This is a genomic window from Janthinobacterium sp. PC23-8, from assembly GCF_002250505.1.
Classification (GTDB): domain Bacteria; phylum Pseudomonadota; class Gammaproteobacteria; order Burkholderiales; family Burkholderiaceae_D; genus Janthinobacterium.
Window position 1 is genome coordinate 2,231,513 of the sequence record NZ_NJGY01000001.1, and the last position, 15,263, is coordinate 2,246,775.

Genomic DNA, 15,263 nt, shown 5'->3' on the forward strand with positions numbered 1-15,263 from the left:
GCAACCCTCTCTTATCCTACTCATTCTTTCATTGTTAAAAACATATCTTCACCTAGAGTTCAACGGATACCCACAACGATTTTTAAATTCAAGTTGACAACAAAATCTCCTTGCTAGGTTATACAGTAGCCGACTATACTAAAAATACTGTATATAAACACAGGTAAGAAAAGCAATGATTGCCACCCCACTCGAAATAACGCCTGCTAGCAAAGTCGCTCTAGACCAGGCCTTGCGCTCTAGCGTATGGCGGGCCAGTGAGCTTGCCGTGTCGCACGCTACCACTGTGGGCACCGGCTACGAGAAGTTGGATAAGGAGTTACCGAATAGAGGCTGGCCCCGCTCATCTCTTGTTGAGCTCTTAGTTGAACAACATGGAATCGGCGAAATGCAATTGCTGAAGCCATGCCTGGCCAAGCTGTCGCAAAAAGAGCGCATAGCATTCGTACAGCCGCCTTATCTGCCGCACTCGATGACATGCCGGTCGTGGCATCTAAATGACCGAAACCTGTTGTGGTTGAGGCCGCAAAGTTCAGCCGACGCCCTGTGGTCTGCGGAACAGATTCTCAAAAATGGGAGCTGCGGGGCAGTGGTGATTTGGCAGTCCAACGTTCGCCCAGAGTCGCTTAGGCGCTTAAATCTCGCAGCTCAGAGTACCGATACCTGGTTATGGCTCGTTCGGCCCCTGGCGGCGGCTTCAGACGCGTCTGTATCGCCTTTGCGCATCGCACTGCGCCCTGCAGCTGGAGGTGTATCTGCCGACATCATTAAACGCAAAGGGCCGACATGCGACGCCCCGATTTTTATACCACTCGTAGACATGCCGGTTGCCCACAAGCCGGTCCCTGAAAATGAAAATGCTGTTGAGTGTGTACCTGCCACTCCTACCTCTCGAGTGTATGCGTCCGCGATGGTCTGAAGCGGCAGCCTTTGTCGTCATCGACAAGGGAGCCGTTCTGACAATGTCACGTGATGCAGCGCGTGACGGGGTGCGCGTGGGCATGCGCACCGGCGGCGTGTCCGCCGTATCACCCGCTACCCAAACCCTAGAGCGCGCTCCTGAACAAGAGTCCAGAGCGATGGAGGCAATCGCGACCGCGCTGATGCAGTACACACCGGAAGTGACGTTCCAGCCAGATTTCTCGGTACTGCTAGATGTGAGCGCCAGTCTCACTCTGTTTCGAGGTCCTCATGCACTGTGTAGCCGCGTGATGCGCAATATCGAAGAGTTAGGCTTTACTGCACGCTTAGGAGCCGCGCCCACCGCCGAGGGAGCATGGCTGCTGGCACACAGTCACCGAATCAAAGGATTGACACTGCAGCGCCGCGCGCTGTCTGTTCCCACCTTACACCGTCGACTCGATGCCTTGCCATGCGGTCTCGTTCCCGCTGCGTGGCCCTTTCACGATTGGCTTACCGATATCGGCGCTAAGCGCATAGGCCAGCTTCGCAAGTTGCCGCGCACAGGACTGCTCCGCCGGACAAGTAAAGAGCTGCTCGCAGCATTAGACCGCGCCTATGGGGAGGCCCCGGAGATGCACGAGTGGATAAGGCCACCGCTGACATTCAACGTGCGGGCAGAGACTTTCGGCCGAGTAGAGAATGCGGAAGCCCTGCTATACGGCGCCACCAGCCTCATCCTGCAACTGGTCGGATGGCTGGTCTCATTGCAACAGTCAGTGCGCACATTCACGCTGCTCCTGGAACACGAGCGTGGCCGTTCCGCCGTACCACCAACCCAAATTGAAATAGCCCTCGCCGAGCCGGCGTGGCAGGAACAACATCTCGTGCGTCTGCTGAAGGAGCGGCTGGCCAAAGTGGAATTGGAGCGCCCCGTCATCGCGCTGCGATTGCAGGTACTCGATGTCGAGGCAATGTTGCCGCCAAACGAGTCGCTGTTCCCGGAGCCAGGCGGTTCACCTCAAGACCTTGCTCGTCTGCTGGAATTGCTTACAGCTCGGCTCGGTCAGGAAAATGTGCTTGTTCCCGCAGACGTGGATGACTACCGTCCAGAGGTGTGCAACAGCTGGGTGTCCGCTACGACAAAGCAACCGCGCTCTCAAATCGAAGACATTCTCGAAGGGCGTCCATTTTGGTTACTGCCCAAACCGATTAAATTATTGATGCGCGACGAGCGTCCGTTTTATATGAGTCCGCTGCGATTTATCGAAGGCCCCGAACGATTAGAAGCAGGCTGGTGGGCGGACCAGACGGCGGCGCGCGATTACTATGTTGCGCAAGCCTCTAATCAAAGCTGCTACTGGATTTATCGAGAGCGCGTGCGCGACGACGTGCTTTGGTATCTGCATGGGCTCTTTGCGTGAACGATGCACACCATCCCATCCAAGCCACCCGCACCAGGGGCAGCTCTACCTGAATACGTCGAGCTACAGTGTATCTCGAATTTCTCATTTCTGCGGGGTGCATCGGCGCCGGACGAGCTAGTCGAACGAGCTTACTTCTTAGGTTACTCGGCGCTGGCCATTACTGACGAATGCTCTCTGGCTGGTGTCGTGCGTGCTCACATCACCGCGAAGGAGCTTGGGCTAACACTGCTTATCGGCAGTCAAATGGAAGTTACCCCTGAAGACGGCAGTCCTCCATTTCGGCTCATCATTCTCGCCACGAACAAGAACGGCTATGGCAACTTGAGCGAACTGATTACCGTTGGAAGGATGAGCGCAGACAAAGGGAGTTATCTGGTGCGGCCACGCGATATTGCGACGCCAGTGGGCGACCTCGTTCACCTTCGTGGCCTGCCCGATTGCCAGTTCATCCTGTCGCCAAGATATGGCGCGACATACGAAGAAGTCGCACGCCAGGCTGCGTGGCTTGTACAGTGCGCACCCGGCCGGGCTCGCATCGCGCTCACGCTACACCATCGGAATAAAGACCGAATCCACCGCCAGTTGGTGGACGACATCGCCGGCGAATTCAGCATGCCCGTCGTTGCCACAGGCGATGTGAGAATGCACGTGCGCTCGTGCAAGCCGCTATACGACACCATGACCGCCATTCGCCACGTCATTCCTGTCGCGCAGTGCGGCTACAAGCTGCCTCCGAACGCAGAACAGCATCTTCGGTCGCGTCTTCGGTTGGGCAATCTGTATCCCCGCGAAGCCTTAGCAGAGACTATGCGCTTGGCGAAGCTCTGCAATTTTTCGCTGGATGAACTTCGCTACGAATACCCGCACGAGCTGGTTCCCGAGGGCGAAACGCCAGCAACATATTTGCGCAAAGAATCGTACCTTGGCGCCCATTGGCGCTACCCGCACGGAATTCCAGAGAACGTCCATGCCCAGCTTGAGCATGAACTGGGCATCATCGAAGAGCTGCGGTACGAGCCATATTTTCTAACAGTGTTCGACATTGTGCGATTCGCCCGGTCCCAACAAATCCTCTGTCAGGGCCGTGGGTCCGCAGCCAATAGCGCTGTCTGCTACTGTCTGGGCGTGACCGAGGTGGACCCGTCGCGCGGCACACTTCTCTTTGAACGGTTTATGTCAAAAGAGAGGAATGAGCCACCAGACATCGATATCGATTTTGAGCACCAACGGCGTGAAGAAGTGCTTCAATATGTCTATAAAAAATATGGCCGTATGCGAGCGGCATTGACTGCCGTCGTGACTGCTTATCGTCCAAAATCGGTATTACGTGATGTAGGCAAGGCCCTTGGCGTCGACCTGAGCGTGGTAGACAAAGTCGCAAAGGCCCGCAACTCCTGGGGTGGCCATGCTGATTTGCAGCAGCGTCTACTTGAATGTGGTTTTGACCCCGATTCGCCTATCGCCGAGAAATGGAGTTACCTCGCCAACGCACTGATTGGCATGCCGCGGCATCTCTCGCAACACCCTGGCGGCTTCGTCATCTCGCATACGAAACTGTCTCGCCTAGTACCGATTGAAAACGCAGCCATGGAAGACCGGACTGTCGTCCAGTGGGACAAGAATGACCTCGATGCAGTAGGCTTATTGAAAATTGACCTCCTTGCCTTGGGGATGCTGTCGTGTATCCGGCGCGCGCTCGAACTGGTTTCCGAACAGCGGGGCTGCAGGTTTGAATTGGGGGATATCCCAGCCGAGGACCCTGAAACCTACCAGATGATTTGTGAAGCTGAGACCATGGGCGTATTCCAGATTGAGTCTCGCGCGCAGATGTCTATGCTGCCGCGCATGCAGCCACGCACGTTCTACGACCTAGTAATCGAGATTGCGATTATTCGACCAGGGCCAATACAAGGCGGAATGATTCAGCCTTATATCCGGCGCCGGCAAGGTCTCGAACCTGTGAGCTACCCAAGCGATGAAATTCAGGGTGTCCTGCAGCGCACGCTCGGCGTGCCGATTTTCCAAGAACAGGTCATGTCGATTGCCATGGTCGCAGCCGGATTCTCCGCTGGCAAAGCAGATGCACTGCGACGAGCCATGGCAGCGTGGCAGCGCAAAGGCAACCTGGCACAGTTCGAGGACGACCTTCTTTCCGGCATGCTCGCACGTGGATACGACGAAGCGTTCGCCAACAACATCATCGGCCAGCTTAAAGGATTTGCCGCGTACGGGTTTCCCGAGTCCCACGCTCATTCCTTTGCGCTGATAGCCTATGCATCTTGTTGGCTAAAGCGGCATGAGCCAGCGGCCTTTCTTGCAGCGCTGCTCAACAGCCAACCGATGGGTTTTTACTCATCGTCCTCTCTCGCGCAGGACGCACAGCGCAATGGCATTGAAGTGCGGCCACCGGACGTCTGCATTAGCAACTGGGACGCCACACTAGAGCCTCCAACAAAAGGGACACAGCCTGCAGTGAGACTCGGGCTGAACATTATCAACGGCATGGAGCAGGAGGCCGCGTGGCGCATAGAGGAAGCGCGCGCCATTGCGCCGTTCAAAAACACTATCGACCTCGCATATCGTGCCAACTTAGACGAAGGCGATATGAACAAATTGGCTCAAGGGGACGCACTTCAAACCCTGTCAGGGAACCGGCGCCAAGCAATGTGGCAGGCAAAGTCTAGTGTGCCAGACAAAGGGCTGCTCCGACCGGCGGAAATTACTGAAGACCTGGTGGAGCTTGAGGCCCCAACTGAAGCAGAGGATGTTGTTACGGACTATAAACGGCTTGGACTCACGCTACGTAGCCATCCGCTGTCTTTTCTGAGGTCCACGCTGACGGAGCGGCGCTTCATTACAAGCGATGTGCTAGCAGGGTTCGCTGACCGACAGCTCGCTCGCGCCTGCGGCATAGTAACCGTTCGTCAGCGCCCAGGTACAGCCAAGGGCGTGGTCTTTATCACCCTAGAAGATGAACACGGGAGCGTCAACGTCATCTGTTGGCCAAGCCTCGTCGAGGAATACCGCCGGGAGGTGATGAGCGCTGAACTGTTGGGCGTCTACGGCATATGGCAATCCGACAGTGGCGTGCGGCACTTGGTCGCGAAGCGCCTGGTCGACCTTAGTCATTTACTTGGTGAGATTCCCACAAAGTCGCGGGATTTCCAATAGAAAATTTAGCGCCGACGACGCAGTCGACTAACCAGCTTCGTGTAGGCTGGCTTCGGAGGATTTCGTTCTGCTCGGAGAATATTTTTAATATGGACCGTTACTCTTCTTGCCGCATACACCTGTCCATTCACTCTCACGACACAGTCCATGTAGTGCTTGCCTGAATACGAGGTATGCTCACGCACGGTTAAAAGTCGCATGCCCATTTTCCGATGACCAAGGTCTCCAATTCCATCTGATTCATTTCCAGCGTTACGCACAGTCCACTCGACTGTGGCGTAATCCGGGATGATATGCTGATTTTTTATTCGGAATACTAACCAACAATTTTTCGCAACGCCGGGCACTTCATTGTCATATGTCACGTCAGGCTGTTTGCTATCTCCAACAAACACAGCTATCTCAATATCCGGAATCTGCATCACAGCTCTGCCAGACACTTCTTCCTGCATTTCCACCGCGGCTACGTCAGGAAGCGGCATAAGGAACGAAAAGGGCTGCGACCATATAAGCGCAGAAGCAGCCTCGTCGTTCGCTTCTATGGCTTGTTCAGCGGCGTCACGCAGGCCTTGCATGTTACTTAGAAAGGCATCCCAAGCATCATCCGTCATGCGGTTCAGGTCTTCGTCCCTATCAACGGGGTTACGAACCTCTCTGGCGGCGAACAGCCTGTTATGGATACGGGTGATGATGTCAACGAGCGCGTCGTCGTCATCCTTCAATCCAAGTAGCCGTTCAAACCATGCGGCCTGAAAAGCCTCCGTGACAACCACCGTAATGAGAATGGATGATGGGCGCGAGTCTGGCGTCTCTACAAAGGCGACTGCCGCCCAGCCTTTCATATACCGGATTAGGCGCCGAAGTTGCTCACGTTCTGCGCCACTAGCTGCGTCTCTGAACCATTTGTAGATTGGCTTGGGGTCACTCGATTCCCAGCCTTTAGCAAGGGTGGCTAGGCGGCGTGTGTCAGTGGACCGGTCCAAATGGTAGACGGGGGTATCGATATGAAATTGTCTCTTGAAAAGCGCACGCGAACAGCGTTCTTTCGCAGGTTCTTCTACTCGCTCCACATCTTCACATTCTTTTCCGTAGTCGGACAGCCGATTCTGCACCCAAGCGCGCAGTTGTTCTGGCGCCGGATAGGCCTCCCCTGCTTTCCCTACCCACTCAAAATAGATGCCAACATCAACGTCGTATTCCTCATGAAGATGAACGGGTTTAATAAGTGTTCCGTACTTATAGGACCCTTGTAGCCAAGTAGAGATTGGGAAGCCTGAATCATCGCGTAGCATAGGGCAGACGACATCTCGCATCGCATTCCACTGCAATTGCAAGAACTCGCGCTGCTCCACACTAGGCGTCAAGCGATTTATTAACGAGTCTGGAGCGTTACCGCTAAAAAGTTGAGCTGCTTTACCCATATTCAGTCTCTAATTATTTTTAAGTAAGGCGCGTGCTTTAAAAAAGGTGTTAAGGTTGTGGTGACTGTGTCGGACACCGCTTTCCTCGCCAAGCTAATGAGCGTGGCCCGTGCTCCGTCGCTCGCGACATCAAGCCCTAACTCTTCAGCCTGCTCATGCGATGGTTCTCGGTCTAAACGGACATACCGCGAACCCAAGCGGTGGGCCATAAGCTGTCCTACAAATTGCTGCTGCGCCGATATCATTACTGAAACCAAACGTGTGTCCTTCATCCAGCTTCCAATACCGAACTGTCGGCCTGCAGAATGCGCAACCGAATAAGACTTCGTCGTCGTCCCGATACTCAGTAGATGGAATGAAGCCGGCGACACGCCAAAATAATGTTCTGCCTCGTGCAGTGCAATCTGGTCCGGCGCATTTGCAAACAGGCCACCATCGGCATACCGGTCTCCTCCGATTTCAGCAAGTTCAAAGAAGGTTGGTGCCGCAGCGGTAGCAAGCGCAACATCTACTGCAGCGAAATTGCTGTCACGTTGCCACTCAATTTTGTGACGCGTCTTGAATACTTGTGGCGTTCCTTGAGTAAGGTTCACCGCAGGAATAGCAACCGGATGAATTGCGTCACCGAAAAGAGTTCCACGGGGAATGAGCTGCTCGATAGCATCTCGTAACGGAGCAGTTGAGTATCGGGGCTTGTCTAGGTGCTTAAACAAATCCAATTTGTATGCGAGCCCGCCGTGTGGCGCGCGCCGTTCCGGAGGAAAAATACTCAGCCCGCAAGAAGTAAAAACCTCCACAACTTTTGACATCGGGACTTCAAAGGCGGCAGCAATCGCGACTATCCCGCCAATTGAAGTTCCACAGATAAGGTCAAAATGTCGACCTATCGGTCGCCCAGTAGCTTCCTCAATACTTGCCAACGCCTGGGCGGTGAAGAGCCCACGGAACCCTCCACCTGAAAGTGCCAGTGCATGGAACTCTTGTTCTGCAGGCCACACCGAAACATTTTCTTTCATCTGAACACTTTCCAATTAAACATGACAAATATACCGCATTTGGTTGCATTAAAGTAAAAACAATTATGAAATAGAATTTCAACATCGAAGCTGAGCGTTGCTGACACCTCCGAACAATCGGGCGTAAAATCCTCTGGCTATTAGAAAAGGAATATTAGGCATGTGCGTCAACTACATCACAGTGTCTCGCCAGGTATCGTTCGACTGGTTCCGCACGCCAATTGAAGCCAGCGACGAATGGCGCGATGAAATCTACAAAGACCGTTTAGCGCCGTTTATCGTCCACGACGACCAGGGAAACCGGAAAGCTTTGGTAGGCTCGTACGGCTTCGTACCACAGCGACATCGCCCATTCAAGAAATTGACGCCAGAAGAAAAAGCCAAATTCGACACGAAGGTAGCAAAGGCTCTGGCTCAAGGGAAGCCGACACCGGAGCCCCCACGCATTCGGATGGACACGATGAACGCGCGCGCGGAAGAAGTTGGGAGCAAGCTCAACTATAAGCGCTTCTGGCTGCAGCAGCAGTTGTGCATCGTGCCCGCGTTAAGGGTCTTCGAGCCAAATTGGGAAACAGGCGTGCACGAGCGCTGGGCAATCGAGCTCGCAGGCGCCGAGCCTATCGGGTTGCCTGGGATGTGGCGAACTTGGGAAGAGAAAGATGGCATCATCACTCACAGCTTTACTCACTTCACATTGAATGCTGACGACCACCCATTACTCAATCGATTCCATCGGCCTGGAGAAGAGAAACGAGGCGTAGCAATTCTTCGACCGGAGTATTACGATGATTGGCTTAGCTCGACGAATCCCGAGTTCGCGCGTGTCCTCATTGAGCTGCGTTCGGAGACAGAGCTGCAGGCGTTCGCGGCACCGAAACAGACCATGGATAAAGACGAGGTTGATGACGCCGAGCCCCCTCTTGCGGAGCCAGAGAGCGCGCTGCAGGCATCTCTATTTTAACTTGGTCTAGGCCAAGGTATGAAAAGCCTCAGAGGCATGCGCCAACTGCAGAGAGGCACAAAACTTAGTTGTACTTCGCAAGCTCTTCCGGCGTTATACGGCGAAGTTACATCACAGGACTTGCGCTTTGCGCAGATGCGGCATGTCGGCAGCGAGAAGGCTTTGAAACCAAAAGCGTGTACGTCGACATGATGCCGGCATTCATTCCGCGATGCATCACGTGCGTGGGTGGTTGTCGACAATGGACTTTGTTCCAAGCGGCAGCGATGGTCGCGTCTACTTCGAGTCGTTCGGCGAAGCGAGACCGAAGCAGGGGCTGAGCTTCAGGGAACTGCGGACACCGAGCTGATTGACGGTATCCCGCCAGAGTCTGGACCTAAAAACGTCCCGTAAAGAGGTGATGACATTCTAGGGAGCCAGCGCACTCGTGTGGCACATTGTTTGATGTCACGACACGACGCTTGCGAGCTTGCCAAAGTCAAATGACCGCTGGAGCGCTCAGGGAGTAAGGACGCAGCTTAATGAAAGTCTTGGCGCTACTTCCCATGAGCCGGGAGCGAATGGAGTTGCGCGTGGTATGGAACTAGGCCGACTGCCTTTGGCTTCTGTGATGCATAATGAATGGTGCCATGGCTTCCACTACTTTCTTTTCGAAGATTGGATACAGAGTCCCAGAAATTGAGTCGTTTTCACTTAGGCCCATATCTAGCATCGCTTCCTTGCATGCGGCTTGATAAGCGAGATTGAAGCTTCGGTCCCATGAACGTTTCATCAGCGCGTCCATGACCTGTCCCACTGCCTTTTCAGTGCGCTCCGAATCGTAGCCATCTCCATAGAGAATTCTGTCAACTAAAGAGATTTCCAAGTTCCAATCAACAGTGATTTCAATTTCACGGGCTTCGTCTGGAACTATCGCATAGGTTGATGCAATGGCGGGGCCATCGTACTGTCGACTAAGCTCAATGTGCCATCGTGCAAATGAGAAGTACTCCACATATGCTAGCAGCCTAGATGTTTTAGGGTCCCCAGAAATGCTTACGCAATGAAAAATCTGACCGGGTTTGCGCCCCTTTACAACGTCTATCAGGCTGCTCCAGCCATAGCTGGTCGTCAGCAGTTCTGGCTGACGAAGAAATGGTAGGACTACTTCACATTCATGCGGACTTATGCCGAGTTTGAAGGCGTACGCAAGCGCTGTAGTGACAATTGAGCGTCCGGCCTCCGGTCCGCCAGGTGCCAGGTCGACCTTTATAGGTTCTTCTAAATAGCTGGTGCTCATCTTTGCGGAGGAGAGAGCTGCTTGGTCGTCAAGATTCGGGTAACGTTGTTTAAGTTCCGATACCTTCTTTCGCACCTCCCCCATATCCCGAGCTATAAAGGAAATCTTCGTCTTATCGCCGTCCGGTACTTGACTGTATTGAAAGCGAGCAGGTGTCATGGTCCCATCATTGTGTAGCTTGTAGTCTTTCCCACCGATAGTGGATACTACAACTGACGGCACTGAACCCCTATCGCGTGATATACCTGTCATGGACGACATCCAAGCGAATTGCTTGGATAAAACAGCATCCCAAGTCCGACCTTTTCTGTTATTGCACTCGCGGCAGATGAACCTGTTGACGGTCATCCAACCACCTATGGAATTCGGAATAATGTGTTCGTCGGAATCGTTAGCCTCGGTGAGCGGGTCGAGGCAAAACGCGCACTTATCGACTACGGAGTCTTCTTGTGTCTGCATACTTCATCGCCTGAAGGATGGGCTTGGTTTTGAATTCATTTTCCGGCATCTAATAGGGTAACGGTGCAGACCCTATGGTACGCCGTACACAATAAGCTGCCGGTGCCTGGATTGAGCCACAACTCCGACCGCGGTACGCAGTATTGCGCCCACGACTATGATAGGGGTTCAGCGTACCTGTCCTGCACGATTATATGCGCATGAACTCAGCATCGCTCTATCTCAATGAAAGTTCCGCGACCTAGTGTCCAGTTCTCCAAGAATGTGGCGCAGGTCCACAAGCCACTTTGCAACCAAGTGCCGTACGTTGCGCTCACACTGCCATCTTGCACGACGGAGAAACGCCAGTAGAAACCCCTCGGCTGACTGTTCAACAGCGCGGTCAGGAAAGCTGCTGGCTCATGGCACTTCAGCCAACTTGAGGTATACGCCAAGAGCGGAAAGGAAGCGGCATGAGACTCGGTAAAACTGTACTCGCCCACCTGATTTGGCGGATGATTGATGTCGCGAACTAGGTGCTAGAGTAGCTGTCCGACGAAATGCCCATCACCATGTCTTGCCGCAATCAGCGCTCAGGCATATGCTTGCACCGCGTCCTCATCCACGCCCACAGCGCTAGCAGCTGCAATCAATCACTGCATACCAATGCAGATTCGAACACAACACCAAGGACACTGACGTGCAGGCACATGAACCCAGTAATCGAGTAATGCAAGGTCTTGACCCGGCTGTCCTGTTCGGCAAAGGCTTTGATTTAGGATGCGCCGACCTTGTTATAGGTGGCTCCTTGCGAGAGGTCATTGGCCGAATTACGACTGACCTTTTGATAAAAGCCACGGACAAAGATGGGCGTCAGGTCTTCACCGGCGCCACCATCATATTGCCGCCTGCGGACGCGACGGCTGTCACCGAGGAGAATGTGTTCGCTGCTTTAATTGGGGCAACTCAGGAACTGCGCGGTTTTCCAGTCGACGATGAGGAAGAAAAGGTACTCCGCCGCATTGTCAGGGTGCTACATACACCTTCACTCGTCGTCGCCGACTTGGTTTGCAAGATACAGGAACAAGGCTCAAACAGACTTATCGCGGTCGCCGAGGCGAGTCGCTTTCAAGACCCGTCTGTCAACTTGCCAATCGTGTTCGGGGCAAGTGCCACGCGGTTCCCTGAGGACCGTTGGGCACCTCATGTAACGTCGTTATGCAGGCAAGTGGTTTCTGCTGTGCAGAGTATTGGCAGCTATGCCGTCGTGCATGTGCGGGAACTTCCGGCGCGAAAGCCGGAAAACAGGCAACTGCTTCTCTCAGTAGACGACTGTTACGTCCTAGAGTTGTCTCAGGCAGACGACATGGAGGAGGTACTCTCTACACGGAGTGAAACTTGGGTGTCTATGACCTTGCAAGGAAGGCTTAAAGAAGTGCAGACCGAGCTGGATGGCCTGGACCTTCCAGAGGCGACCAAGTTGCACATACTTGTCCAGCTCGTGAATCGGATGGGACAAACAGCTGATACCCTTGACCTTCTCAGGCGACTACCGCCCCATCTGCCGGCGCTTCCAGTAGAGGCCGCCGTTCAGCTCGCACAATTTGCGATTCGGGCTGGCGACGAAGACTTGGCGCAGGAGCTATTGCCAGATAGCCCAGACGGCATCTTCGACGATATGTGGCTCGAAGCGGGGCTGGAAGTTGCCACACAGCTGGAAGACAACGACCGCATCGCGAGGTTTGACGCTCGATTGGAAGCACTTATGCCTGCCTCAGAGCGCCTAAGAGAGAATCGAGACCGTCGGCTTTTAACTAACTGTCAGGAGACAACAAGTGCTGTCGAGCAGCGCTTTACAAGCGCTGGTTTCAATGCACATCATCTGGAGTTACAGGAGCGCCTGACTGAACTTAAGCCAAACTACGACGCAGCTATTAAGGCTGCGCATGCATGGGGTCAAGAATGGTGGCAACTCGCTGTCGTGTGCTGCGCAATACACGCCAGAAGCATGGGCCAGTTTCGTGACGCGGCCGACGCGGCCAGCATCATTACCTCTTCAGATGTCTACGGAAGGCAAGCCACGCAGGTATTACTTTACTCAATTCGAGCAATGATGCTCAGGGAGTTGATACCAAAGGAAGAGCGCGATTACTACCGAGGACTCTTTCAATCAGCATTCCAATTTTTGGCTCGTAATCCTGCAGACGACGGAATCCGGTCGAACCTCACTTCGCTCCTCTCAGTCGAGTCGTGTGGTAACCAAGGCCTACCTCTCATCGCTTTGACTATGCTTGACCTGGCGGAGCACGGAATCAGCTTGTCATCTTCGGATGAAATACCAGATAAGAGCAATACCGACCTGCTTAACGACGAAGTGAAAACTTCCCTAGTTAACGCGATGCGTTGGATGGGCGAAAGCGGTGCTGGTGAGCCTGGAGTCACAGTCATCCCACGAGAACTCATTGTCGCTTCCCCCGACGACTTTGTAGCTGCAATAGGGCTGCTGGTTCAACGAGGGAGTGAGCAACTTGGCGAAGACGTCGACTTGGTCTCCATGGAGAAACTTGTCCTCATCGCTTGCGCTGTCTGCCCTCACGCCACTAAGGAGCGCGATGACGACATCCGCTTGATGCGTTTGCTCGCATCACAGTTTGCAACGTCAGGGCAGTTTCAGCGCGCAAGAGACTCCGCAGAACAAATTTTGCTGATGGGGCAGACCTCATTGCTTCGCCAACGTCTTGCGTGGGCGGCCTTTGCCGATATCTATCACCGTTGCCGAAACTATGTCGTCGCGCTTGTGGGGATGGCTTGCGCGCTCGCGACTGACGTCACTGTTCCCAAGGCAGACCTATGGCACGAGGTACACGCCATCCATCGCGTCCTACGAGACCTTGGCCTCTTTGAACTCTCTCTCCAGTTCGTTCCCGCAATGAGAAAACTGCTCGGAGACCTCGGCTTTGACCCAGAAACCGACCCCAGAATTATTGCAGCTGACCTTGGCTTGCAGCTCATGCTGGCTCGGAATGCATCACTAGATAGGCTGCAAGAATTATTGACCAAGATTGCTGCAGCTTCCGAAAGCGCACTCGGGAACAGAAACCGCCTGTTTCCCCTCGCATTGCTTCTAGGCCAAGCTTCCTCGAAGGTTGACGCTGCGGGCGGCGTTGTGACGCGGTCTACAAAAGCACTTCTTGAAACGGCGCTGCAACAAGTCGGACACAAGTCCGCCACCTTAATCAAGACCATTTCTGCGGAGAAGCCATCTGTCGAGGACGTTCTAGCGATGTTCAACGAAGTTCAGCACACCGCTTTCGCTGCGGACTTTGCTCGCGACTATGCTTCTATCGCGCTGGCGGCAAGACGTCTATTAAACACAAATAATTCAGCCGTTACCGTCGCTTCTGATGCAGTCTTCGCAGTCGAATTGCTTGCGGACCAAACCGTAACGCTCCCATCCGGCCGGCCTGTGATGACGGTGGACTGGGCGATGCAGCAAGCTTTTGAACTGAGCGATGCCGGCTACGATATTGTATTCATGGCGTTAGACGAGAAAAGTGAGCTGTCGGTCACTCACGTCGCCGACCAAAAGGTCCTCACTGTAGACCAGCCTCGGCAGGAGCAGACGTTCAGGCGACGCTTTGATGCGTGGCTGTTGGAGTATCCAAGGAAGTACGGAACTATCGACCGCAACGACGGCAACAACATTTTCTACCTCACGATGGAGAAGCTGGACGTTCGCCTTCCACGAAGTGAAAGACTAATTATCGTCGCAGAGCCAATGCTCCAGCAGTTGACTGCCAACCTGGTCGTGATACAACCTGACGATGGCAGCTGGAGTTACTTCGCAGGGACGCAAAGTTCCATCGGTGCCGTTCCTTCGCTGACTTGGCTTGCTGCAGCGAAAGCTGCGCAGCGCTCCGCAAGGACTTGCTACAAAGCTTGGATTTCCGCCCAGTTGGACTCTAAGCTTGAGGACAGCGAATCCCCGGGCGACCGCGATGACGTCGATGCTCATGAACCTGACCGCGCGCAGACGCTCGACGTGGCGCTTCGCCGTCTCAGCGGGAGCTTTGCCGAATTTGGATTTACCGTCGACACCGGTCGCCGACTCCCAAGTGACATGGGAGATGCTGCTCTCGCCGTGGTGACTGCACACGGAGGTCTTAATAGCGACGGAAACTACTTGCACAGCATCCGCGATGACGAAGTGCTCGTAGAGGCACCTTCTGCTCTGGCGAACGCGCTAGCGGGTGTCGAACTGGTCATTCTTTTCGTATGTAGTGGGGGACGCATCGACAAAAATCCTTGGGACAACTCTACTACCAGCCTACCCAAGCAACTTTTGAGCAGAGGCAGCCGGGCAGTAATTGCATCACCGTGGCCGCTCAACGTGTTGGTTACATACAATTGGCTCGACCCATTCATGAGAGCTTGGGAAGCTGGCTTCACTGTTTTAGACGCGACGAAAACGGCAAACGATGCTGTTGCCAAACACCTCGGAGATGTGCCGCAGTATTCCCTTGCAATGCGTGTTTATGGTGATGTCTTGCTAACACGCCCGGTTTAGAAAGTACTGCGACAATTTTTGAAGGTGAGAAGATTCCATCGGGAACGTACCGGCGCGTCCCTGAATCGCTCAAGCGGCAACGA

General features: G+C 54.1%; 8 protein-coding genes and 1 pseudogene. 5 read left to right on the plus strand and 4 right to left on the minus strand.

Annotated elements, in window-relative coordinates; translation table 11 throughout:
* Nucleotides 1-175 precede the first annotated feature (175 nt).
* The 3 genes from imuA to CD932_RS09610 are packed head-to-tail and all read left to right on the plus strand — an operon-like array spanning nt 176 to nt 5,498.
* The gene (imuA, locus tag CD932_RS09600; protein WP_094442437.1) at nt 176-919 is read left to right on the plus strand and encodes a translesion DNA synthesis-associated protein ImuA; all 744 of its coding nucleotides are present in this window, start codon (nt 176-178) and stop codon (nt 917-919) included.
* Entirely contained in the window at nt 852-2,324 is a 1,473-nt protein-coding gene (locus tag CD932_RS09605; RefSeq protein WP_094442438.1) for a DNA polymerase Y family protein, read from the plus strand. Before imuA ends, CD932_RS09605 begins: the two co-directional genes overlap by 68 nt.
* Nucleotides 2,325-2,327: 3 nt before the next feature.
* On the plus strand, nt 2,328-5,498 hold the full coding sequence (locus CD932_RS09610) for an error-prone DNA polymerase (RefSeq protein ID WP_094442439.1): 3,171 nt from the start codon (nt 2,328-2,330) through the stop codon (nt 5,496-5,498).
* 5 nt (nt 5,499-5,503) lie between these two features.
* On the opposite strand, the gene CD932_RS09615 is transcribed toward CD932_RS09610, so the two are convergent.
* Together CD932_RS09615 and CD932_RS09620 are read right to left on the minus strand one after the other, a co-directional pair.
* The gene (locus CD932_RS09615) at nt 5,504-6,919 is read right to left on the minus strand and encodes a cyclic GMP-AMP synthase DncV-like nucleotidyltransferase (RefSeq protein WP_094442440.1); all 1,416 of its coding nucleotides are present in this window, start codon (nt 6,917-6,919) and stop codon (nt 5,504-5,506) included.
* A 2-nt stretch (nt 6,920-6,921) separates the two neighbouring features.
* Complete coding sequence (locus CD932_RS09620) at nt 6,922-7,935, minus strand: CBASS cGAMP-activated phospholipase (protein WP_094442441.1); 1,014 nt, start codon at nt 7,933-7,935, stop codon at nt 6,922-6,924.
* 160 nt (nt 7,936-8,095) lie between these two features.
* Here CD932_RS09620 and CD932_RS09625 point away from each other — a divergent pair, with 160 nt between their 5' ends.
* A complete protein-coding gene (locus tag CD932_RS09625) occupies nt 8,096-8,896 on the plus strand; it encodes an SOS response-associated peptidase family protein (RefSeq protein WP_094442442.1) in 801 nt (266 codons plus the stop codon).
* Between the two features lie 583 nt (nt 8,897-9,479).
* Here the strand turns inward: CD932_RS09625 and CD932_RS09630 are convergent.
* Nucleotides 9,480-10,634 (minus strand): HNH endonuclease, encoded by a 1,155-nt coding sequence (locus tag CD932_RS09630; protein WP_094442443.1) that lies wholly within the window; start codon nt 10,632-10,634, stop codon nt 9,480-9,482.
* 323 nt (nt 10,635-10,957) lie between these two features.
* Nucleotides 10,958-11,145 (minus strand): annotated as a pseudogene (locus tag CD932_RS29330) (hypothetical protein); the annotation flags it as partial.
* Between the two features lie 168 nt (nt 11,146-11,313).
* Here CD932_RS29330 and CD932_RS09640 point away from each other — a divergent pair.
* Nucleotides 11,314-15,180, plus strand: coding sequence for a hypothetical protein (locus CD932_RS09640; protein ID WP_141213220.1), 3,867 nt, complete (start codon nt 11,314-11,316; stop codon nt 15,178-15,180).
* The last annotated feature ends 83 nt before the right edge of the window (nt 15,181-15,263 follow it).

What these genes read in the sequence shown, in the direction of transcription:
- imuA (WP_094442437.1), top strand. Translation starts at nt 176, where the DNA reads ATGATTGCCACCCCACTCGAAATAACGCCTGCTAGCAAAGTCGCTCTA.
- CD932_RS09605 (WP_094442438.1), top strand. Translation starts at nt 852, where the DNA reads ATGAAAATGCTGTTGAGTGTGTACCTGCCACTCCTACCTCTCGAGTGT.
- CD932_RS09610 (WP_094442439.1), top strand. Translation starts at nt 2,328, where the DNA reads ATGCACACCATCCCATCCAAGCCACCCGCACCAGGGGCAGCTCTACCT.
- CD932_RS09615 (WP_094442440.1), bottom strand. Translation starts at nt 6,919, where the DNA reads ATGGGTAAAGCAGCTCAACTTTTTAGCGGTAACGCTCCAGACTCGTTA.
- CD932_RS09620 (WP_094442441.1), bottom strand. Translation starts at nt 7,935, where the DNA reads ATGAAAGAAAATGTTTCGGTGTGGCCTGCAGAACAAGAGTTCCATGCA.
- CD932_RS09625 (WP_094442442.1), top strand. Translation starts at nt 8,096, where the DNA reads ATGTGCGTCAACTACATCACAGTGTCTCGCCAGGTATCGTTCGACTGG.
- CD932_RS09630 (WP_094442443.1), bottom strand. Translation starts at nt 10,634, where the DNA reads ATGCAGACACAAGAAGACTCCGTAGTCGATAAGTGCGCGTTTTGCCTC.